Origin of the sequence: Mycolicibacterium novocastrense, from assembly GCF_001570485.1 — a bacterium.
Lineage (GTDB): Bacteria > Actinomycetota > Actinomycetes > Mycobacteriales > Mycobacteriaceae > Mycobacterium > Mycobacterium novocastrense.
In genome coordinates, this window is record NZ_BCTA01000003.1 from 25,203 (window position 1) to 47,131 (window position 21,929).

At 66.1% G+C, this 21,929-nt stretch carries 19 protein-coding genes; 9 read left to right on the top strand and 10 right to left on the bottom strand.

Features of this window, described 5'->3' with window-relative positions:
• The first annotated feature begins 9 nt into the window (after positions 1 to 9).
• From RMCN_RS02260 to RMCN_RS02270, 3 genes are all read left to right on the top strand, one after another.
• Positions 10 to 330, top strand: a complete 321-nt coding sequence (locus RMCN_RS02260; RefSeq protein ID WP_064414466.1) for a hypothetical protein — start codon at positions 10 to 12, stop codon at positions 328 to 330.
• Positions 331 to 466: 136 nt separating this feature from the next.
• Positions 467 to 1,996, top strand: coding sequence for a flavin-containing monooxygenase (locus RMCN_RS02265; RefSeq protein WP_084377037.1), 1,530 nt, complete (start codon positions 467 to 469; stop codon positions 1,994 to 1,996).
• Positions 1,997 to 2,000: 4 nt separating this feature from the next.
• Complete coding sequence (locus RMCN_RS02270; protein WP_067386969.1) at positions 2,001 to 3,302, top strand: acyltransferase family protein; 1,302 nt, start codon at positions 2,001 to 2,003, stop codon at positions 3,300 to 3,302.
• Here the strand turns inward: RMCN_RS02270 and RMCN_RS02275 are convergent.
• Positions 3,247 to 6,114 carry an MMPL/RND family transporter gene (locus RMCN_RS02275; protein ID WP_067386971.1) on the bottom strand — a complete coding sequence of 956 codons (2,868 nt, stop codon included), beginning with the start codon at positions 6,112 to 6,114 and terminating at the stop codon, positions 3,247 to 3,249. The two genes, RMCN_RS02270 and RMCN_RS02275, sit on opposite strands and share 56 nt — an antisense overlap.
• A gap of 82 nt (positions 6,115 to 6,196) precedes the next feature.
• Complete coding sequence (locus RMCN_RS02280; RefSeq protein WP_067386973.1) at positions 6,197 to 6,826, bottom strand: cutinase family protein; 630 nt, start codon at positions 6,824 to 6,826, stop codon at positions 6,197 to 6,199.
• A gap of 222 nt (positions 6,827 to 7,048) precedes the next feature.
• Between RMCN_RS02280 and RMCN_RS02285 the strand changes: the two genes are divergently transcribed.
• A complete protein-coding gene (locus RMCN_RS02285) occupies positions 7,049 to 8,281 on the top strand; it encodes a DUF7159 family protein (protein ID WP_067386976.1) in 1,233 nt (410 codons plus the stop codon).
• 9 nt (positions 8,282 to 8,290) lie between these two features.
• Here RMCN_RS02285 and RMCN_RS02290 read toward each other — a convergent pair whose 3' ends face one another.
• The 5 genes from RMCN_RS02290 to RMCN_RS02310 form a co-directional block, all read right to left on the bottom strand.
• Positions 8,291 to 8,743, bottom strand: a complete 453-nt coding sequence (locus tag RMCN_RS02290) for a DUF5078 domain-containing protein (protein WP_407937604.1) — start codon at positions 8,741 to 8,743, stop codon at positions 8,291 to 8,293.
• 10 nt (positions 8,744 to 8,753) lie between these two features.
• Positions 8,754 to 9,095 (bottom strand): DUF732 domain-containing protein, encoded by a 342-nt coding sequence (locus tag RMCN_RS02295; RefSeq protein WP_064414471.1) that lies wholly within the window; start codon positions 9,093 to 9,095, stop codon positions 8,754 to 8,756.
• Entirely contained in the window at positions 9,092 to 11,998 is a 2,907-nt protein-coding gene (locus RMCN_RS02300) for an MMPL/RND family transporter (RefSeq protein WP_064414472.1), read from the bottom strand. Before RMCN_RS02300 ends, RMCN_RS02295 begins: the two co-directional genes overlap by 4 nt.
• Complete coding sequence (locus RMCN_RS02305; protein WP_067386978.1) at positions 11,995 to 12,423, bottom strand: MmpS family transport accessory protein; 429 nt, start codon at positions 12,421 to 12,423, stop codon at positions 11,995 to 11,997. The genes RMCN_RS02300 and RMCN_RS02305 overlap by 4 nt, the downstream gene beginning before the upstream one ends.
• 166 nt (positions 12,424 to 12,589) lie before the next feature.
• Complete coding sequence (locus RMCN_RS02310) at positions 12,590 to 13,180, bottom strand: TetR/AcrR family transcriptional regulator (protein WP_084377039.1); 591 nt, start codon at positions 13,178 to 13,180, stop codon at positions 12,590 to 12,592.
• 53 nt (positions 13,181 to 13,233) lie between these two features.
• Here RMCN_RS02310 and RMCN_RS02315 point away from each other — a divergent pair, with 53 nt between their 5' ends.
• From RMCN_RS02315 to RMCN_RS02335, 5 genes are all read left to right on the top strand, one after another.
• Positions 13,234 to 14,070, top strand: a complete 837-nt coding sequence (locus RMCN_RS02315; RefSeq protein ID WP_067386980.1) for a mycofactocin-coupled SDR family oxidoreductase — start codon at positions 13,234 to 13,236, stop codon at positions 14,068 to 14,070.
• Positions 14,071 to 14,079: 9 nt separating this feature from the next.
• Positions 14,080 to 15,294, top strand: a complete 1,215-nt coding sequence (locus RMCN_RS02320) for a cytochrome P450 (protein WP_067386982.1) — start codon at positions 14,080 to 14,082, stop codon at positions 15,292 to 15,294.
• Positions 15,295 to 15,407: 113 nt separating this feature from the next.
• A complete protein-coding gene (locus RMCN_RS02325) occupies positions 15,408 to 15,647 on the top strand; it encodes a hypothetical protein (protein WP_084377041.1) in 240 nt (79 codons plus the stop codon).
• Positions 15,648 to 15,784: 137 nt separating this feature from the next.
• Positions 15,785 to 17,158 (top strand): aromatic ring-hydroxylating oxygenase subunit alpha, encoded by a 1,374-nt coding sequence (locus RMCN_RS02330; protein ID WP_067386984.1) that lies wholly within the window; start codon positions 15,785 to 15,787, stop codon positions 17,156 to 17,158.
• Entirely contained in the window at positions 17,152 to 18,825 is a 1,674-nt protein-coding gene (locus RMCN_RS02335) for an FAD-binding protein (protein WP_084377043.1), read from the top strand. The genes RMCN_RS02330 and RMCN_RS02335 overlap by 7 nt, the downstream gene beginning before the upstream one ends.
• Here the strand turns inward: RMCN_RS02335 and RMCN_RS02340 are convergent.
• The 3 genes from RMCN_RS02340 to RMCN_RS02350 all read right to left on the bottom strand — a co-directional run.
• On the bottom strand, positions 18,806 to 19,651 hold the full coding sequence (locus RMCN_RS02340; protein ID WP_201028784.1) for an enoyl-CoA hydratase/isomerase family protein: 846 nt from the start codon (positions 19,649 to 19,651) through the stop codon (positions 18,806 to 18,808). The genes RMCN_RS02335 and RMCN_RS02340 overlap by 20 nt on opposite strands.
• Positions 19,652 to 19,659: 8 nt before the next feature.
• A complete protein-coding gene (locus tag RMCN_RS02345) occupies positions 19,660 to 20,880 on the bottom strand; it encodes a CaiB/BaiF CoA transferase family protein (RefSeq protein ID WP_067386988.1) in 1,221 nt (406 codons plus the stop codon).
• On the bottom strand, positions 20,877 to 21,929 hold a 1,053-nt coding region (locus RMCN_RS02350), incomplete at its 5' end, for an acyl-CoA dehydrogenase family protein (RefSeq protein WP_110765729.1). The genes RMCN_RS02345 and RMCN_RS02350, both read right to left, overlap by 4 nt.

Here is a 21,929-nt window from a genome sequence, read left to right on the forward strand (position 1 = left end):
GGACCCGACATGACCACCACACACGCTCGACGGACCCGACTCCAGTACGCCGCCACGCTCGTCGGCGCCTTGGCCGTCTTCGTCTTCGCCCCGGCGACCGCTTTCGCCGTCGACAATGAGCCCACGCCCGGCAGCGGCGGATGCACCTACACCGACGCCGACGGTTACGACATCCCGATCGACGATGGGCAGGACGTCTTCGTCGACGGCAAGATCGTCTCCTGCCGCGGCGGCAAGATCGTGATCACCACTGCGCCTCAGCGCAATCCAGTCAACGTGCGCCCGGCGTTGCCCGCCGGCAAGCTGCCGGTGCTCACCCGGCTGCCCTGAAACCCCTCCCCACAATCGGCCCGTCACCTCACGGTGGCGGGCCGATTCAGTACGCGATCGGCGTGGCCGGAGGAAGATCCGCAGTACATTCGCCGCATGCCGAATTGTGGCGGCACGCTTCCGCCGGGAAAGCCAAGTGGCCGGTGACGTAGCGGTCATCGGTGCGGGCCCCGGCGGGCTCGTCGCAGCACGCTGGCTCATCGCTCAGGGATTCGAGCCGACGATCTACGAGCGCGGCGCCGCCTTGGGCGGTCAGTGGACCGGGGAGCAAGGCCGCAGCGGCGTGTGGCCGACCATGCACACCAACACAAGTCGCGTCCTCACCGCGTTCAGCGACCTCGATCCCGGGGCAGGTCCCGTCTTTCCACCCGCGGTCGAGATCCTTCGTTACCTCCACCGGTACGCCGAGATGTTCGACCTGTCACGACGAATCCGGTTCCTCACGCCGGTGGCCGGCATCCGCCGCGACGACGGCCGGTGGCTGGTCGGCAGTGCGGGCGGTGAGGAAAGCTACGAGCGCGTCGTCGTGGCCACCGGGCGGTTCCAGTCACCCCTCGTTCCGGCTGTCGACGGGTTGGACGGCTTCACCGGTCCACTTGGCGCGGTACCGACCTTCGACTATCGGGATCCGACGCCCTACTGCGACAAGCGTGTCCTGGTGGCCGGATGCGCCGTCAGCGCGTTGGAGATCGCCGCCGAATTGGCCCAGCGCGGGGCCGCGCGCGTTGTGGTCACCCAGCGCCGTCAGCGCTACGTGCTGCCGAAGTTCGCCGCGGGTGTGCCGTCCGACCACCGAATCTTCACCCGGTACCTGGCGCTGGCCGACGAGCAACTGCCTTTCGCCGAGGTCGACCGTCAGCTCAAGGAGATCGTCGTCGAAGCCGGGGGAATGCCGCAGCAGTATGGTGCACCGGCACCCGATGCCTCACTGGTTTCCGCAGGAGTCACGCTGAGCCAGCATTACCTACCGCTGGTGGGGGAGGGCCGGATCGAGGTGCGCCCGTGGATGAGGTCGGTGGCCGGTGCGACGGTGACGTTCGCCGACGGGCATGCCGAGCAGTTCGACGGCATCCTGCTCGGCACCGGTTTCGGTCTCTCGATGCCGTTCCTGCACAACGAGATCCACGCAGTCCTCGATACAGACAACGTCCACCTCGACACCGATCGCCACACCTTCCATCCCGACCTGCCCGGCTTGGCGTTCATGGGGATGTGGGATCAGTCCGGCGGGTACTTCGTGCCGCTGGAGTTGCAGGCCCGCTGGATCGCCTACGCGTGGGGCGGCACGATCCCGGCTCCGAGTGCTGCCGGCCAACGAAGTGCGATCGAGGTGTACCGGTTGCGCCGTGGCCTGCCTCAGAAGACCCGGATGAATCTCGTGGCGTTGACCTTCGCTCGGGCCGCAGGCGTCGAACCGGCGATCCAGAACTGGCCCGAGCTTCACCGCGCCCTGTTGTTCGGCCCGCTGGCCCCGAGCTGCTTCCGCCTCGAGGGTCCCGACGCGTTGGAGGATGCGCCTGCGCGGTTCGCCCGTGATGCCGCGGCGTTCGGCGCGATCACCTCGCCTGCTCTGACAGACCGCGAACGCGCCTACTGCGCGTTGTTCGGGGCGCCCGCGTCACGTAGTACTACTCAAGCCGAGCCGCGGCCGGCCGGGGCATCCTGAACTCATGCCGCTCACCAAGCCCCTGTCCGGCGCCGACGAACTGGCCGCCGACACCCCGCCGACCCGCGACCGCGCCGTCGACGTCGCCCGTCTGGCCGCGCTCATCGTGGTCATGTTCGGCCACTGCGCGCTGCTGCTGGCCACCATCGACTCCGGCGGGGTGCGGATCGGCAACATCCTCGGAGAGATCCCCGCTCTCGCCCCGGCGACGTGGATCGTGCAGGTCATGCCCCTGTTCTTCCTCGCCGGAGGCGCCGCGGGGGCATACGGCTGGCACGCGGGCAAGTCGTGGGGGACCTGGCTGGTCGCCCGTGCGCAGCGATTGTGCCGGCCGGTCTTCTGGTACCTGGCGGCCTGGACGGTCGGACTTCTCGCGGTGCGACTGACCCTCGGCCCGGACTCCGCCGCGGACCTCGGCCGCGAGTCCGTCGCGCTGTTGTGGTTTTTGGGCGTGTACCTGGTCGTGCTCGCGTTCGTCCCCGCCCTGACGCGGCTGACGACGGGCCGCGACGTCGCGGTGGTGGTGGCCGGCCTGCTGGCCGCCACCGCGGTCGTCGACACCATCCGGCTTTCGGTCGGTGCTCCGATGGCCGGAGTCGCGAACTTCGTCATCGTCTGGCTCATCCCGGTCGTGCTGGGCGTCGGATATGCGCGACGGTTGATCGGCCCGCGTGTCGCGCTCGCGGTGGCGGCCGGTGCGCTCCTCGCACAGACGGTCTTGGCGATGGTCGGGCCCTACGAGGTCTCGCTCGTCGTCACCGGAACCGAGCAGCTGTCGAACGTCTCGCCGCCCACCCTGCTTCTCGCGTTGCACTGCACGTGGGTGTCCGCAGCGTTCATCGCGTGCGCGGGGGCGATCCAGCGGTGGGCTCAGCGGCCACGGGTCTGGTACGTCGTCGCGGTCGGCAATCGGGGAGCGATGACGCTGTACCTGTGGCACATCGTGGCCATCGCCATCGCCGCGTTCTCACTGCACGCCGTCGGCCTCGACGCGTATGACGTTGACGCACCGTACTTTTGGGCACTGCTCGCTCTTCGCGCCGCGGTGTTCGCCGTCGTGATGTTCGCTCTGTTCCGGCTGCTCTCGCCGCTGGAGCATCGCCGCCTGCCGTGGTGGGACGCGCCGGTCGGCGCCACCGGTGCACGGTCGCTCGTCGCCGGTGTGCTGATCGTGCTGGCCGGCGTGGCGCTGGTGCTGCTGGCCAAGAACGGGCTCACCGGGGCCTTCGGGTGGACGATGCTGGGTTGCTTTACGGCGTCGACTGCTTCGGCGCGGGCCATGGCACGGGCTTCGGCCGAGGCCTGACCTGCTGGGGCCACCAGAACCATCGGCCGAGCAGCGCGGCGATCGAAGGCGTCATGAACGCGCGGATCACCAGTGTGTCGAAGAGCAGTCCCATGCCGATCGTCGTGCCCATCTGCGCCACCACGGTCAGTTCGCTGACCATCATCGACATCATCGTGAACGCGAACACCAGACCCGCCGCTGTCACGACCGACCCGCTGCCGCCCATGGCCCGGATGATCCCGGTGTTGATGCCTGCGGGCAGTTCCTCCTTCAACCGCGCGACCAACAGCAGGTTGTAGTCCGCGCCGACCGCCAACAGGATGATCACCGCCATGGCCATGACCATGAACTGCAGTTCGATGCCGAGAATGTGCTGCCACACCAGGATCGACAAGCCGAAGGACGCACCGAGGGACAACACGACGGTGCCCACGATCACCGCGGCCGCGATGACGCTGCGCGTGATGATCAGCATGATCGTGAAGATCAGCGCCAGCGCGAGGATGCCCGCGATCATCAGGTCGTAGTTGTTGCCTTCCTGCATGTCCTTGAACGCCGCGGCGGTCCCGCCGACGTAGATCGTCGACCCTTCCAGGGGCGTGCCTTTGATGGCTTCCTTCGCGGCCTGCTTGATCGCATCGATTCGTTCGATGCCGTCGGCGCTTAGCGGGTCACCCTCGTGCTGGACGATCATCCGCACGGCACGACCGTTGGGCGAGATGAAGTTCTCCATGCCGCGCCTGAATTCCTCGTTGTCGAAGATCTCAGGCGGCAGATAGAACGTGTCGTCGTTCCACGAGTCGTTGAAGGCGTCGCCCATCGCCGACTGGTTCTCGCTCATGGCGGCCTGCTGATCCTGCAGGCCCCCTTGCGAGGCGTGCATCGTCAGCATCATCGTGCGCATCGTGCGCATCGACTCGATCTGCTCGGGCATCAGCGCCAGCAGCTGCGGCATCAGCGCATCGAGACGCTCCAGGTCCGGAACCAGGTCCTGGACATTGTCGGTCAGCTTGTTCGTGCCGTCGATGACGTCGAAGATCGACCGTATCGTCGAGCAGACCGGGATGTTGAAACAGTGCGGTTCCCAGTAGAAGTAGTTCCGGATCGGGCGCATGAAGTCGTCGAGATTGGCGATGTAATCCCGCAATTCGGCGGTGTCGGCGGCCATCGTCTTGGTCTTCTCCACCATGCTGTGGGTGGTCGCGTTCATCTCGCCCATCAACGCCATCATCCGCGTCATGGTGTCGATGGTCTTCTGCATCTCATCGGCCTGCACGAGCATGTCGGCCATGCGGTCCTGGGTGTACTTGCGGTTCAAGTCCTGGCCGACGCCGCCGAGGCTCATTTGCGCTGGGATGGTGCTGAATTCGATCGGTTTACCGTTGGGGCGGGTGATGGTCTGGACCCGCGAGATGCCCGGCACCCGAAAGACCGCCTTGGCGATCTTGTCGATCACCAGGAAGTCGGCCGAGTTGCGCAGGTCGTGATCGGTCTCGATGAGCAGCAACTCGGGATTCATGGTGGCCGGGGAAAAGTGCCGTTCGGCAGCGGCGAAGCCCTGGTTGGCCGGCAGATCGGCCGGCAGATACAGGCGGTCGTTGTAGTTGGGTTGATACCCGGGCAACGTCAACAACCCGACCAGTGACAACGCGACGGTCGCCAGCAACACCGGCCCGGGCCAGCGGACGATCGCGGCGCCGATCTTGCGCCAACCGCGGATACGCATGGCGCGCTTGGGTTCCAGCAGGCCGAAACGGGTCGCGATCGTGATGATCGCCGGTCCGAGAGTCAGCGCCACCAACACCGCGGTGGTCATTCCCACCGCCAGCGGCACACCCAGCGACTGGAAGTACGGCAGGCGGGTGAACGACAGGCAGAAGGTGGCGCCCGCGATCGTCATACCCGAGCCCAACACCACATGGGCCGTGCCGCGGAACATGGTGTGAAACGCCGTTTCTCGGTCCTGACCGAGCGTGCGGGCTTCCTGGTATCGCCCGATGAGGAAGATCGCGTAGTCGGTGGACGCCGCGATCGCCAGCGTCACGAGTAGGTTCGTCGCGAATGTCGACAGGCCGATCAGGTCGTGGTACCCGAGGAAAGCCACCACTCCGCGCGTGGCCGCCAGCGCCAGGAACACCATCACCAGCGTGATGAGCATGGTCCCGATCGACCGGTAGACCAGCAACAGCATCGTGATGATGACCGCGAATGTCGCGTATTCGATGATGCGAATGCTGCGGTCGCTGGCGATCTGCTGGTCGGCGACCAGGGCCGACCCGCCGGTGACGAAGACCTTCACCCCCTGGGGAGGGGGAATGCTGTCGACGATGCTCTTGACGGCTTCGACGGACTCGTTGGACAGGGCCTCGCCCATGTTGCCGGCCAGGTAGGCCTGGACGTAGACGGCCTTGCCGTCGGCGCTGACGGCCGCGGCCTCCGTCAGCGGGTCGCCCCAGAAGTCCTGGACGTGCTCGACGTGCTTGTTGTCGGCTTCGAGCCGGTCGACGAGTTCGTCGTAGTACCGGCGTGCGTCGTCGCCCAAGGGCTGCTCGCCTTCGAGGACGATCATCGCCGAGCTGTCGGATTTGAACTCTTCGAAAACGTGGCCGACGCGTTGCATCGCGATCACCGACGGGGCCTCCGCCGGGCTCATCGACACCGAGCGCATCTGGCCGACGACCTCGAGCTGCGGCACGGTCACGTTGAGCAGCGCGATCAGCGCGATCCAGCCGACGATGATGGGAAGGGCCAGCCGCCGGATCCACTTGGCGAGTTGAAACCGTTCGGAGTGCGCGGCGTGTTCGGTTGACGGCGCGGTGGGAGCGCTCACCAGGAATTCACCTCGGCGGAGCTCCTCCCTAGAGTGTTAGGACCGCCTTAGTTCCTACCAGATAAGAGCCTGGGACCGGTAGTCAGATCCGCCCCGCAGCGAACTCCGCAGCTTGGTTAACCAATCCGGCCTGGACATAGGCGACGTGTGCGCCCATGTCGCGTCCCCCTTCGAAACAGATCGGGTCGTTCGGCACACACAGGTCGATCGTCTTGGCCGCGTAGTTGGGCCCCACAGACGGCAGCGGCCCGGGTGACAGCCGATCGGCAAAGCTGCTGCGCGGCCCGCCGAACAGGGCGACAGCGGCGACGTGCGGAGCGACCGTCGGGGGCATCTCCGCGGTGGCGACATCCATCACCGCGGCACCCTGGGAGTAGCCACCGAGCACCATCCTTGTCGCGGGGCAGCCTGCGGCCATCGATTGCACGTGGGCGCGGGTGTCCTCTGCGCCTGCGCGGGTGCTCACCGCAAAGTCGCGAGTGGCGGGGTAGTCGACGGCGTACACACCGACGGACCGGTCACCCAACCTCGACCGCACGGTGTCGACGAAGGCTTGTCCGATGCCGCCCACTCCCGGCGGCTCGGTGGTCCCGCGCGCGAAGACGATCTCGACCTCTGGACACGGGGCGGCCTCGGCAGCGGGCACACCGATCAGTGCGGACAACATGACCGCGGCGGGAAGAAGTGCCGCGCGACTGGTGAATGCGCTCATACGGGTATTTCGCCGCGCGGGTCGCGGATGTGACACCACGGCGGACACGGCTAATGAGCGGTTAACAGAGCCGGCGGCGGGCAAAGGTAGTCCGACGGGCCGGTCGCCAGTCGCTCGCGCAGCTTTCGAGATGCCGCGCACCGCGAAGCAACTTATGCTCGCTTCGCTGATCCCGGCTGAACAGTGAAGCTGCGGCGGGATCCAGGCGGGAAGGGAGGCGGCGTGGACACGGTGCTCGGGCTGTCGATGACATCGACCGGTATCGCGTGGGTCCTGCTCGAAGGCCAGGATGCCGATGCCAAGACGGTGGACCACGACCACTTCGCCGTCGTCGCCGACGTGGCGACCGACGGGGACATCTCCACCCACCAAGCAGCGGTGCGGGGCGCGCGGGCGATCGCCTCGGCCAGTGGCCATCGGGTGGACACGGTCTACATGACATGGAGCGCCGATGTCGGCGCGAAGGCCGAACTGCTCCGAAAGTCGTTGCTCGACATGGGATTTGCAAGGGTAACCACGGTACGGATGGCGGATGCCGCTCGAACCTGGACCCGGGAGACCGGGCCCGACGACGAAATCGACGGGTGCGCGGTGTGCGTGGTGGAGTCCTCTGCCGTCACGGTGGTGTCGGTGCTGGGTGGCAATGTCCGTACCGCGATGACGCACATGCGCGAAAGCGCGGACGGCCTGGCCCGGTGGCTCACCGGCTTCTTCGACGACGAGGAGATGCAACCGCGGCGGCTCTACCTGATCGGCGCCCGCGGGGACCTGGAGCTGATATCCGGGCCCTTGGAGCAGGCCCTCGGTGTCCCGGTCGTCTCATCCGACGACGTCCAACTCGCACTCGCCCGCGGCGCCGCACTGTCGGGCCCGGCAATCAGCGTCGCGGCGCCGCCCCCACCAGCGGGGGAGTCAAGGCAGCTGCGTTCGCGTCGGCGATTGAGTCCGCACGGCCGGGCTGCGATGTTGCTCGGGGCGGGCGTGATCGCCCTGTTCGCCTTCGGCCCGGAGCTCGCCCGCTGGGACTCGCCGGAAGCCAGGGCCGACCCGTCGGCAGAAACGTCGGCTGTGGAACCCGCTGCCGCGGTGACGGACGTCGGCCCGTCGATGAGCGTGCACGCCGTGCCGTCGCGGCCCGTCGTCCCGATCGTGGTCAAGGAGGTGATCGCCAAACCGGTGGCGGCACCGGCCATGTCGACCCCGCTACCGTCGACGAGCGACGTCGCAGAGGGGACCGCCGTCGCGCCGGAGGTCGCGGCGCAGCAGGTCACCGAAACGGTGGAGCCGCAGGTTGAAGCCGTTCAGGAGCCGCCTGCAGCCGTGGCTATCGCGCAGGCAGAACCCGCGTCCCCGCAGCCCGCTCCGCAAAACCCGGTGGCGCCGCCGCCGGCCTTCGTGCCGGCTCCCGACCCCGTCCAGCTGGCGCTGAGCCCGCTGTTCGGCGGGCTGCCCTGAGCCGGGCGGCTACGGCGTCGTGGTCCAGTTCCAGATCTCAGGCTGGCTCGGCGGGTAGTTCATGCACACGTCGGTCGCATGCGCGACGACACCCTTGTTGTTGAAGAACAGCTTGGCCCAGTTACCCCACCGGGTGGCCATCTGCTCGTAGAACACGTTGGTCGCGGTGTTCTCCGCGTACTGCCGGCGGCCCGCGTAGTCCAGCGAGAAGAACCAGTAGATCCGGTCGCGGGCACCCTTTTGCACGTCCGCGGGCCGGTTCCGGTAGTCGATCATGTAGCGCTCGAAGTAGAACGGGTCCTCATCGCGAACGGCGGCCATGTACTGGTCGACCGTGCAGGGGGTCCTCATGATCCGGTTCGGGATCGGGTAGTCGTCGGTGGCGTCGGCGGCCGCGGTGGCCGGGAAGATCATCGCCGCGCAGCCGAAGGAGGCCAGCGCAATGGTGGCTTTACGGAACACTTTCGGACTCCTAGCTCTGCCGGTTACGGGCTTGGTCGAGGGTCGGAAGCAGATCGGGGCAGTAGAAGCGCAGCGCTCCGGCCAGGAACTTCCACGACTGGTCGGTGCTGTTCTGGCCCCGCGCCAGCTGCTTCTGGACGAACTGTGCCGAGGCGAACGCATCGCGGTCGACCCCCTTGCGTATCCGCTTGCAGGTGATCTTGCCGATCCAGGCGTTGTAGTCCTTCTGCCCGTAGATGCCGTATGTGTGCAACTCGTTGCTGAAGTCGGTGTCGATGTCCTGCGCTTGGGCGGGTGCGGCCAGCACCAGCGCCGCCGCTGCGGCAGCAACCCCACTGATCAGTCGTTTCATGACTGTGCTCCTTCCCCCCCTGACGGCGTCAGTTCCCTCGGTTTCGGCCACGGTACAGGCACTGGACGTTCTCGCACCCGCTGTGGCCACCAGAACCACTTACCCATGAGCGCCGCGATGGACGGCGTCATGAATGCCCGGATGACAAGAGTATCGAACAACAGGCCGAGTCCGATGGTCGTTCCGACCTGTCCGATGACTGTCAATTCGCTGACGGCCATCGACATCATCGTGAAGGCGAACACCAACCCGGCCGAGGTCACGACCGAACCGCTGCCGCCCATCGCCCGGATGATCCCGGTCTTGATTCCGGCGTGTAGTTCTTCTTTCAACCGGGAGACCAGGAGCAGGTTGTAGTCGGCGCCGACCGCCAACAGGATGATGATCGCCATCGCCATCACCATCCAGTGCAGCTCGATGCCCAGGATGTGCTGCCAGATCAGGATCGACAGACCGAACGACGCGCCGAGCGAGATCACGACCGTGCCGACGATCACCGCGGCGGCGACGACTGCGCGGGTCAGGATGAGCATGATCGTGAAGATCAGTGCGAGCGCGAGGATGGCCGCGATCATCAGGTCATAGCTGTTGCCGTCCGACATGTCCTTGTAGACCGCGGCGGTGCCGGCCAGATAGATCGTGGAGCCCTCCAGCGGCGTGCCTTTGATGGCCTCCTTGGCCGCCTGCTTGATCGCGTCGATGCGCGCGATGCCCTCGGGGGTCATCGGGTCACCGTCGTGGGCGATGATGAAGCGCACCGACTTGCCGTCCGGGGAGATGAAGTTCTCCATGCCCTTCTTGAACTCTTCGTTGTCGAAGACCTCCGGCGGCAGGTAGAAGGAGTCGTCGTTCATCGACGCATCGAAGGCATCACCCATGGCAGTCGAGTTCTCCTGCATGGCTGCCATCTGGTCCTGCAGACCCTTTTGCGACGAGTACATCGTCAGCATCATCGTCCGCATCGTCTTCATCGTTTCAATCATCGGCGGCATCAGCGTGACCATCTGCGGCATCAGCTGATCCAGCCGCTCCATATCGGGCAGCAGGGCCTGGATGTCGTCTGTCATCGTGTTGATGCCATCGAGGGTGTCGAAGACCGATCGGAACGCCCAGCAGATCGGGATGTTGAAGCAGTGCGGTTCCCAGTAGAAGTAGCTGCGGATCGGCCGGAAGAAGTCGTCGAAGTTGGCGATGTTGTCGCGCAACTCGGCCACGTCGACCGTCATGTCCTTCATCTTCGTGACCATGCTGTGCGTGGTCGCGGCCATCTCCTCGGTGAGCTTGGACATCCGCTCCATGTTCGCGATGGTCTTGGACATCTCGTCGGCCTGCACCAGCATGTCGGCCATCCGGTCCTGCAGGTACTTCTGGTTCATCTGCTGGGTGGTGCCCTGCATGCTGATCTGGAACGGGATCGACGTGTGCTCGATGGGCTTACCGTCGGGACGGGTGATGGCCTGCACGCGGGAGATCCCGGGCACGCGGAAGATCTGCTTGGCGATCTTGTCGATGACCAGGAAATCGGCGGAGTTGCGCAGGTCGTGGTCGCTCTCGATCATTAGCAACTCGGGGTTCATCCGCGCCGGCGAGAAGTGCCTGTCCGCGGCGGCGTATCCCTCGTTGGCCGGCAGGTCGGCGGGCAGGTAGTTGCGGTCGTTGTAGTTGGTCCGGTACCCCGGCAGCGCCAGGAGGCCCACCAGCGACAGGGCCACCGTCGCGACCAGGATCGGTCCGGGCCACCGCACGACGGCCGCGCCAACCTTGCGCCAGCCCCGTACCCGCATCGCCCGCCTGGGTTCGAGCACCTTGCCGAACCGGCTGGCGAGGCTGATGATCGCCGGACCCAACGTCAGCGACGCCACCACCGAGGTCACCATGCCGACCGCCAGCGGCACGCCCATCGTCTGGAAGTACGGCAGCCGGGTGAAACTCAAGCAGAACAGCGCGCCCGCAATCGTCAGACCGGAGCCCAACACCACGTGCGCCGTGCCGTGGAACATCGTGTAGTACGCGGTTTCTCGGTCTTCTCCGGCTCCGCGCGCCTCCTGATAGCGGCCGGTGAGGAAGATCGCGTAGTCGGTTCCCGCGGCGATCGCCAACGTCACCAACAAGTTGGTCGCGAACGGGGACAGCCCGATGATCTCGTGGTAGCCGAGGAACGCCACCACGCCGCGGGCCGCGGTCAACTGCAGGACGACCATCACCAATGTCAGAAGGACGGTGACGATCGACCGGTACACCAGCAGCAGCATCGTGATGATCACCGTGAACGTGAGGGCCTCGATGACCCGCATGCTGCGGTCGCTGGCGATGTGTTGGTCGGCGGCAAGGGCGGCGGGTCCGGTCACGTAGACCTTCACGCCGGGCGGTGGCTGCATGCCCGCGACCAGGTCCTGGACCGCCTCGACCGATTCGTTGGCCAGCGCCTCGCCCTGGTTGCCGGACAGGTACACCTGCACGTAGGCGGCTTTACCGTCGCTGCTCTGCGCGCCGGAGGCGGTGAGTGGATCGCTCCAGAAGTCCTGAACGCTCTGGACGTGCTTCTTGTCGGCTTCGAGCTTGGCGACCATCTCGCCGTAGAAGGCGCGGGTGTCCTCACCGAGGGGCTGCTCGCCCTCGAGCACGATCATCGCCGAGCTGTCGGAGTCGTACTCCTGGAAGACGTGGCCGACGCGCTTCATCGCGATCATCGACGGCGCGAAATCCGGGCTCATCGAGACGGCGCGCTCCTGGCCGACTGTTTCCAGTTGCGGCACAGTCACATTGAGCAGCGCGATCAGCGCGACCCAAACCAGGATGATCGGGACCGCGAAGGTGCGGATCGTCCGTGCGATGAAGGGGCGCTTGGCGCGCCGAAGGGGAGGGAAGGCGTCCGTCGGGGCCTCGTTCGTCGGTGAGGTCATGCGGATTTCACAAAGCAGAAGGTTTGGGCGTTCACGCCGGTGGAGGTTCTTTCGTCCTTGATTTCGTCATCGACGGTGATTCGGCAGGTGATGGTCTGGCCGTCTCCCTGGGCGACGATGTTGGGCGCGGCCGACGGCGCCGTGGTCTGCAGCGTCAGCGTCCAGGGCAGCGACGCGCCGTCGATCCGTTGCGGCCGGGCGTCGAGGTCCAGATAGTTGATATCCGCATACGAGCCGGTACCGAAGATCTCGTACTTGATGACCTTGGGGTCGAACGGTTCGGGGTCCTCGGCGAACACCCGGGGGGTGACGATGATGCCTTCTGCGCCGAAGAAGGTCCGGATGCGGCTGACCGTGAAACCCGCGATGGCCACCACGACGATGATGACGATGGGCAGCCAGACCTTTCTCGCCCTCCGGAGCATTACTGCGCCCGCCCGATGCAACCCATATCCGCCCTCAAGTCTTATTCGTCGTTGTGCATGCGTCTCTGCGTAACTTAGCCCGTATAAGTTCTCATTTGGCCCTAGGTTAACTCAAGTCGGAGTGCTGCTGGTCACCCGTGCGTTCGCAGTGTGGGCCAGCTCACGATCACTTGATTTCGAAGCGGTCCAGGTAGCGTCCGATGAACGCTTGCGCCTCGGCATGACCTCGGGTTATGCCCAGCCCCCGTTCGAGAAGGATGATGCGGGCCAAGCTGGTGATGATCATAGACATGACTACGGGCGGGAATGCCTCGACGTCTGCGCCGTGCGCCGTCATCGCCGCGGCCACGACGCTTTCTTCGACGCCTCCGAACCGCTCGGCGTAGGCCGCAATCTCACTGCGGATGGCCTTGCGATGGTTCGCCAGGGCCATGAACTCCATGAACAGCCGCGCCCCGTGGGTGCTGTTGAGGCGCCACAGCGCGTGCAGGGGTTCGTCGGCACCGGCCGCTTCCCGCTGACGGGACAGGTTCGCCTCGGCGCCTTCGCGCAGCACGGCAAGGAACAGGTCGTCCATGCTCGGGAAGTAGTAGTGCACCAGGGCGGGCTTCACCCCGGCCCGGGCGGCCACCCTCCTGGACGTGGCTGCGGCGTACCCCTCGTCGAGCATGACCTGGGCCGTCGCCTCGATCAGAGCCGAGCGCGCGGCCGACTCCCGACCACCCCTTGACCGCTCGACGACGGGGCTGCTAGACATGGCGCCAGCCTAGATGTTGGGCGATCGCCCAACAAGTGAGGGGAGCTGCGGCGATGGCGGGTCGGGTAGCAGACAAGGTCGCGTTCGTCACCGGTGCGGCACGGGGCCAGGGGCGCAGCCACGCGGTGCGGTTGGCGCAGGAGGGCGCCGACATCATCGCGGTCGACATCTGCCGCGGTTTCGCGGACTCGACCGCACCGGCGGCCACACCCGAGGACCTCGCCGAGACCGCCGACATGGTCAAGAACCTCGACCGCCGCGTCGTCACGGCCGAAGTGGACGTCCGCGACTTCGAGGCGCTGAAGTCCGCCGTCGACAACGGCGTGGAACAGCTGGGCGGCCTCGACATCGTCGTGGCCAACGCGGGTATCGGCACCACCGGCGTGAAGCTGCACAAGATGGACGAGGACCGCTTCGACGAGACGATCGATGTCAACCTCGGCGGCGTATGGAAGACCGTCAAAGCGGCGGTTCCACATCTTCTCGCCGGCGGCCGCGGCGGCTCGATCATCCTCACCAGCTCGGTCGGCGGCACCAAGGCCTACCCGCAGGTGGGCCACTACATCGCCGCGAAGCACGGTGTCGTCGGGCTGATGCGCACCTTCGCCGTCGAACTCGGAGCCCACTCGATCCGGGTCAACAGCGTGCACCCGACCCATGTGTGCACGCCGCTGTTGATGAACGAACCGACATACCGGCTGTTTCGTCCGGACCTTCAGAATCCGGGACCCGATGACCTCGCGCCGATCTGCCAGTCGTTCCACTACCTTCCGATCCCCTGGGTGGAGCCGGTCGACATCAGCAACGCCGTGCTGTTCCTCGCGTCCGACGAAGCCCGCTACATCACCGGCGTGACTCTGCCCGTCGACGCCGGCAGCCTCCTGAAGTAGGGAGAACCGATGACCGCTGTTGACGAGCAGGCCCACGGCAGCGCCGTTTACTACGACCCGTACCGGGTGGACATCGTCGCGGACCCGTATCCGACGTATGCCCGCCTGCGCGAGGAAGCCCCGCTCTACTACAACGAGCCCTACGACTTCTGGGCGTTGTCCCGCCACGATGACGTCGAGCGCGCGCTGCTGGACTGGCAGACGTTCTCCAACAGCCGGGGAGACATCCTCGAACTCATCCAGTCGGAGTTCGAGATGCCCAAAGGCGTGATGATGATGGAGGATCCGCCGGTTCACACGATGCTTCGCGGCTTGATGTCGCGGGTGTTCACCCCGCGCCGAATGGCCGCGCTCGAGGACCAGATCCGCCAGTACTGCGTCAACTGCCTCAACCCGCTGGTCGGCTCCGATCGCTTCGACATCATCGCCGAACTCGCGTCGATGATGCCCATGCGCGTCATCGGCATGTTGCTCGGCATCCCCGAATCCGAGCAGGTGTCGGTGCGCGACGCCAACGACGCGAGCCTGCGCACCAAGCCCGGCTCACCCATGAAGGTGGTACGCGCGGACAAGATCGCCGACGGCAGCATCTACGCCGAATACGTTGACTGGCGCGCGAAGAACCCCTCCGACGACTTGATGACCGCCCTTCTCAACGTCGAGTTCACCGACGAGAACGGCGTGACGCGCAAGCTCACCCGCAAGGAGGTGCTGCATTACACGCAGGTCGTCGCGGGCGCCGGCAACGAGACCACGGGCCGACTCATCGGGTGGCTGGCCAAAGTCCTCGCCGAGCACCCCGATCAGCGCCGCGAAGTGGTGCAGGACCGGTCGCTGCTGCAGCGTGTGGTCGACGAGACGTTGCGATACGAGCCGACCGGTCACAACGTGGCACGTTTGGTCACAAGGGATTTCGAGGCGCACGGGCAGACCGTGCCGGCGGGCAGTGCGATACTCCTGATGTTCGGGGCGGCCAACCGGGATCCGCGCCGCTACGACAATCCGGACACGTTCGACATCCACCGCGACAACATCAGCCATATCACGTTCGGCAAAGGGGTGCACTACTGCCTGGGCGCCAACCTCGCCCGGCTGGAGGGGCGGGTCGCGCTCGACGAACTGCTCAACCGGTGGCCGGAGTGGGACATCGACACCGAGACGGCGCGTCTGGCGCCGACGTCGACGGTTCGTGGCTGGGAGCGGCTCGACGTCGTGTTGCCCTGAGGCGGGCGGCTCCCGGCTTAACGGGTTGATCGCACGCACCTGGTGAGGGCGATCAACCCGTCAAGTGAAGAAAGACCTGTTTGCGACGGCGCAAATTCGGGCAAGCTCGACGCATGAGCAAGATCATTTCTCGTGCGATGGTCCTCGCCACCGCTGCCGCCCCGATAGCCGCGTTCTCGATCGCCACGGCGGCATCCGGTGGGGCTCAACCCATCAACTGTCCGAACGGACAGTGGTGGGATCCGATAGACAACGTGTGCCGGGGGCCCGTGGCGACCGCGCCGTTGGCGTGCGCGCCAGGCGAGTATTGGAACCCGATCACCAACGTTTGTCGCCCACTCGGGCAGTACTAGCGGTCGGCCGGGGGTCGACTTGTCCGACGTCGGCACTGGCCGCAGCGGAAAGCCCGCGCACCGGGCCTAGGGCTTTCTTGCTATTTTTGCTAGTTTAGTCCTGCCGTGCCGGTTGTCGCGGGCAGGAGGGCGAGCGGGTGGATTCGCGATCGGGTCCTGGGGACCAGACACCGCTTGCCGTGCCGTGGCGGGTCCAGGCCGCCGACCGGATACCCAAACAGCGTTATTACGATCCCGATTTCTACGCACTCGAAACCGAGATGCTCTGGCCTCGGGTGTGGCAGATGGCGTGCCGGCTGGAGGAGATTCCGCAACCCGGCGACTTCGTCGAGTACGAGATTCTCGACCAGTCGGTCATCGTCGTGCGGGTCGATGTGAGCACGGTAAGCGCGTACTACAACGCGTGCCGGCACCGCGGCATGAAACTGGTGGAGGGGCGCGGCTCGCGTCGCAGCCTCGTCTGCCCGTTCCACGGCTGGTGTTGGAGTCTCGACGGGACGAACACGTTCGTACTGCGACAGGACGCATTCGACGAGACCAACATGTGCGCCGAGGATCTGGCGCTCGCGAGGGTCCGCTGCGAGCTCTGGGGCGGTTGTGCGTGGATCAACCTCGACGACACCGCACCGCCCCTGCGGGACTGCGTCGAACCCTTCGCCTCCCGGCACGACGAGTGGAACGTCGCGGCGTTGCGCACCGAGTGGTGGAAGTCGTGCCTGTTGCCGGTGAACTGGAAGCTCGCAACGGCGGCGTTCATGGAGGGCTACCACGTACCCCAGACCCATCCGCAACTTCTGCCGTCATCGTTTCAGCCGGAAGCCAACTCGGTGCACCCCGTCGTGCAGAGCAGCCTTCACTTCATGCGTACCCTCGGCTCCGGGATGGGCGGCATGACGCACGAGAATGATCTGCGGGTCGCCGAGGGATTGCAGAGCATCTCGTTACCGGACGACCCCGCCGAGGCCTTGACGGCATGGCGGAGCGCCGTCAATGACGGTGTCACCCAATGGCATCGGTCCCGGGGCTGCGATTTCCCCGACCTCAACGACCTGGACCGCCGGGGCGTCATCGACCCGATCGGGTTCTGCTTCCCCCACTACTTCCTGCTGCCGCAGTACAGCAGCGCATCGTCGTACCGGATCCGCCCACTGGGCCCCGAGGAGACGCTCTTCGAGATCTGGTCGCTCACCCGCTACCCCGGTGACCGTTCCCCGGGCCGGCCCACACCCCCCGAACCGTTGGCACCGGACGATCCGAGCTGGCCGACCATCCCGGGCCAGGACTTCTCGAATCTGCCTCGTCAACAGAAAGGGCTGCACGCCAAGGGGTTCGAATACATGCGGTTGTCGGACCAGATCGAGGGCCTGATCTCCAATTTCGAACGCCTCATCGACGGGTTCCTGGCCGGTCTGCCGTACGAGCGCCTGGTTCCGGCGACCCAGAAGACCAACACGACCATCGACGTGCCGGTCGCGGATCTCGGCCTGGGCGAACGAGTTCCGGCGTGGTGAGCTGGGACCGGTCGGTCGATCTTCTGATCGTCGGCAGCGGCGGGGGAGGGATGGTCGCGGCGCTGACGGCACTGGACTCGGGCCTGGAGCCGCTGGTGCTCGAGAAGCAGGACTTGATCGGCGGATCGACCGGCATGTCCGGCGGCATGGTGTGGCTGCCCGACAACCCGCTGATGAAGGCCGCCGGCATACCGGATTCCCACGCCGACGGCATGGCGTACTTCGAGGACGTCGTCGGGGACATCGGCGAGGCGTCGTCGTACGCGCGACGGGAGATGTTCCTGACCGCCGGCAACGAGATGATCGACTTTCTTGTCCGCCGCGGTGTTCGGCTCGTGCGGTGTCCCGGTTGGAGCGACTATTACCCGAACCACAAGGGCGGCAACGCCGCCGGCCGTGCGGTCGAAGGCGTCCCGTACGACGCGGCCGCTCTGGGGGCCTGGAGCGACAGGGTCCAGCCGTCGATGGGCAAGAACTACGGCTTCGTGATCAAGACCAACGAGTTGCGCGCGGTGCAGTACTTCAACCGCTCCCCACGGGCATTCGCCACGGCGATGCGGGTGTTCCTGCGCACCAGGGCGGCGCGGTTGCGGCGGCGCGAAATGCTCACCAATGGTGCGTCGTTGATCGGCCAGATGCTCAAGGCCATGCTGGATCAGCGACCCGAGCCGCCGATCTGGACCGGAGCCGCACTCGACGATCTCCTCGTCGAAGACGGCAGGGTGGTCGGGGCCCGAGTGGCCAGGGGCGGATCGACGGTGAACATCCAAGCGCGTGAGGGTGTGCTGCTCGCGGCGGGCGGATTCAGCCGCAACGCCGATATGCGGCGCCGCTACAGCGGCCGTCAGCCCAACGACGGTCAGTGGTCGATCGCGAACGCGGGTGACACCGGCGAAGCCCTGCGGACGGCGATGGCACTGGGAGCGAAGACGGACCTGCTGGACGAGGCTTGGTGGCTGCCAATGGTTTTCCTCGCCGATCCCGGCGCCGCGTCGCTGGGTTCGGGCCGTCAGCGGCCCGGTGCGATCTACGTCGATGGCAGCGGTAAGCGGTTCTGCAACGAGTCGAATTCCTATGTCGAGGTGGGTAAGGCGATGTACGCGGCGAAGGCCGTCCCGTGCTGGCAGGTATTCGACCAGGGTTACGTCGGTCGGTATGTGTCGGGTGCCAACCCGTTCAAGAAGCGCGGTATCTCCCAGGCGCTCATCGAACAGGGTGCGGTCAAACGGGCGGTCACCGTCGGCGAATTGGCCCGGCAGATCGACGTCCCGCCTCAGGCCCTGGCGCAGACCATCGAGCGCTTCAACGGGTTCGCCGCCGACGGTCTCGACCCCGACTTCGGACGCGGCCAGTCGGCATACAACATCTGCCTCGGCGACCCCGGTTACAAACCCAACGCCGCGCTGGGCCCGCTCAACCGGCCCCCGTTTTACGCCACTCGGGTGTTCCCGGCCGACGTCGGCACGTGCGGGGGAGTGATCACCAACGAGCACGCCCAGGTGATCGACGAGTCCGACCGCGTGATCGAGGGGCTGTACGCGACGGGAAACATCACCGCTACCGTGATGGGTCGCAAGTACCTCGGCGCTGGAGGCAGCATCGCCAACACGATGATCTTCGGCTACGTCGCGGCCCGGCACGCCGCGACTAATTCTCGCGTTCGATGAATTCTGTTGGCTTCAAACCTGATTCGATGAGCTGACGCCGACGGTCCTGCACGTCGGTGGCGGCGCCGACCATGTTGGTCAGGATGTGACTGACCTGCAGGTGCACGCGCATGCCCATCAGCTCGTACGCCCGCTTGACGTTGTTCTTCACCGCCATCAGCGTGGTGAGCGGGATCTGGCCGATGCGCCGGGCCATGTCCTCGACGGTGTCCTCGAGGTCGTCGGGCGCGACCACCTTGTTCAGGAGCCCCCACTCCAGCGCCTCGTGCGCGGACAACTTCGGCGCAAGCAGCAGCCAGTCCATGGTGCGGTGCCAGTTCATCAGTAGCCACGGTTCGATCATGGTGTGGCCGCCCGGTTCACCGAGGCTCTGCGCCAACGGCATCTGGAAGTAGGCGTCGTCGGCTGCGACGCAGAAGTCGGTCAGCAGGCCCAGGTAGATGCCGCCGCCCATGCAGTAGCCGTGTATCTGCGAGATCGTCGGCTTGGGAAACTCCCACAAGTACAGCGTCGGCCATAGGAACAGGTCGGCCGTGCCCTTGTACAAGTCCTCGAAGGTGTCGCCGAAGTCAGGGTAGGGGTTCTCGTCGGGGCCCCAGCGCGCGACGTGGCCTCCGCAGAACCCCTTGCCGTTGGCCTTCAGGATCACAACCTTGATCTCCTTGTCGCGGTCGGCCTCCCGTAGGCAAGCGTCGACGTCCTGAACCAGATTCGCGTCCTTGGTGTTGGCCTTGTCCGGGCGGTTGAGGATGATCCGCGCGATCGGCGGTTCGCGCTCGTAGATCACCGACGCGAGGGTGCGCCGTTCCACGGATGACGGGTTCATCGGTTCTCCTAGAGGATCGCGCCTCGGTCTTTCGCGGTGGCGATGTCGTCCCAGTCCAAGCCCAACTCCAGCAGGATCTCCTCGGTGTGTTGACCGTGTTCGGGGGCCCGGGCCGGCTCCGGCGGGGTTTCGTCGAACTGCACAGGTGCGGCGACGACCTGGTATTCGTTGCCGTGGTCGTCGGCGTTGGAAATGACGTACCCGTTCGGCCCGACCTGCGGATCGTTCAGTGTTTCTTTCGGGGTGGCCAGCGCGGCCCACACCCCGGGTTCATCAGCGAGTGCCTCACGCCAGTGCGCCAAGTCTTTGGCCGCGATCGCCTCGCCCACCAGAGCGCAGGCCTCGGTGGCGTTCGCGATGAGGTTGCTGGACGGGACGAACCGTTCGTCGGTGGCGAGCTCGGGCAGCCCGATGCGCGCACAGAAACCGGCCCAGAACCGATCCGGCTGCAGAAACACCAGCTGAAGCCACCGGTCATCCTTCGTCTTGTAGCGGTTGACGAGGGGGTTGATCGCGAGACCGGGTGGCGCACCGGGGATACCGTCGATGCCGAACAGGTCCGCAACGGAGATCGACGGGGCGATGGTCCACATCGCCTGCGCCAGAAGCGATGAGTCGACGATCGACGGCTCGCCGGTGCGCTCCCGATGGAACAGTGCGGCACAGACGCCGCCGGCGAGCGTGATGCCGCCCTGGAGGTCCCCGAACCCCGGTCCCTGTACCGCCGGTGTCTCCGTGCCGAACGGCGTCAGGGTGTAGGCGACTCCGCCCCGGGACAGATATGTTGCGGCGTCGAATCCGCCCTTGTCGCGGTCCGGGCCCCGCACGCCGGTGCCGGTTCCGCGGGCGATGATGATTCTGGGGTTGAAAGCCCGGACGTCGTCGACCGTCAGCCGGGCCCGTTCCAAGGGGCCGGGCAACCAGTTGGTCAGGAAGACATCGGCCGTCGCCAATAGGCGCCCGAAGTGTTCGCGACCGGTGTCGGACTTGATGTCGAGTGCGATGCTGCGCTTGCCGCGGTTTCCGATTTCGAGAATGAAGTCCACCTTCGCGCGTGCGGCGTCCTTGGTGAACCCGCCGATCACCAACGCCCGGCCGGGGTCGCCCGCCTTCACGTCCTCGACCTTGATGACGTCAGCGCCCCAGTCCGCCAACGCGGCCCCGGCAGACGGCACGTAGGTCCACGATGCGAGTTCCACCACGCGAACGCCGCTCAGTACGCCTGTCACAGCTCCATCCCTTCCTGGTCGCGCGCACGGGCCACGACGCTTCGGCCGACCTCTTCGAGATACCAGTCCGTTCCGCCGAACATGGCGCTGAAACTGAGGAGTCGCTTCAGGTAGAGGTGCGCATCGTGTTCCCAGGTGAACCCGATGCCTCCGAAAACCTGTATCGCGGTGTCACCAACCGCGGCGAGTTGACCGGCGAGGGCCTTCGCGCGCAGGGCTGCCAGGTGACGTTCGGCCGGATCGGCGGTGTCAGCGGCCCATAACGCGTGCATCACTCCGCTTCGCGCGAGCTCGACGGTCTCGAACATGTCGACGCACAGGTGTTGGACGGCTTGAAAGCTGCCGATCGGCTTGCCGAACTGTTTGCGTACCTTGGCGTAACCGACGGCGAGTCGCATCACCGCGTCGGCGGCACCCAACGCATCTGCGGCGTAGGCGATCAGCACGTCGTCGACGACGGCGCCGACCGCGTCCTCGGTTGCGGGCGCGAGATGGCGCGCGGGAGTGTCGTCGAAGACGACATCGAACAACTTGCGTGTCGGGTCGACGTGGGGGCGAGCGGTGACGGCGATACCGTCAGCCTCTACTGCGAAAAGGCCGGTGCCGCTGCCGTGTTCGGCGAGTATGAGCACGATGTCGGCCGCGGCCGCGTCGGGTAGCGCGTCGATCGTTCCCTGTATCCGGAACGGCCCGCCGGAGCGGTCGGCCCGGGGTCGCGCACCGTGCAGCGGGCCCAGAGTCACGAGCGTCGATCCGTCGACGATGCCTCGCAACAGGTCGGCCGCCTCCTCGCCCGCGCCCGTGCGCACAAGCACTCGTGGTGCGGCGACAGCCGTGGACAGCCAGGGCCCGGGGTTGACCATCGCGCCGAGTTGTTCGGCGACGATGCCCGCCTCGGTCATCGTCGCGCCGGCACCGCCATGCGTAGCCGGAACGAGAAGGCCCACGACCCCTAACCTCGATCTTTCGTGAGTGAGGCAGTGACTGGTCGCTGGGGTTGTTGTCGTGTCGGTATTTCTTGGGCCATGGGTGGCCACCGGCGCTGTGTC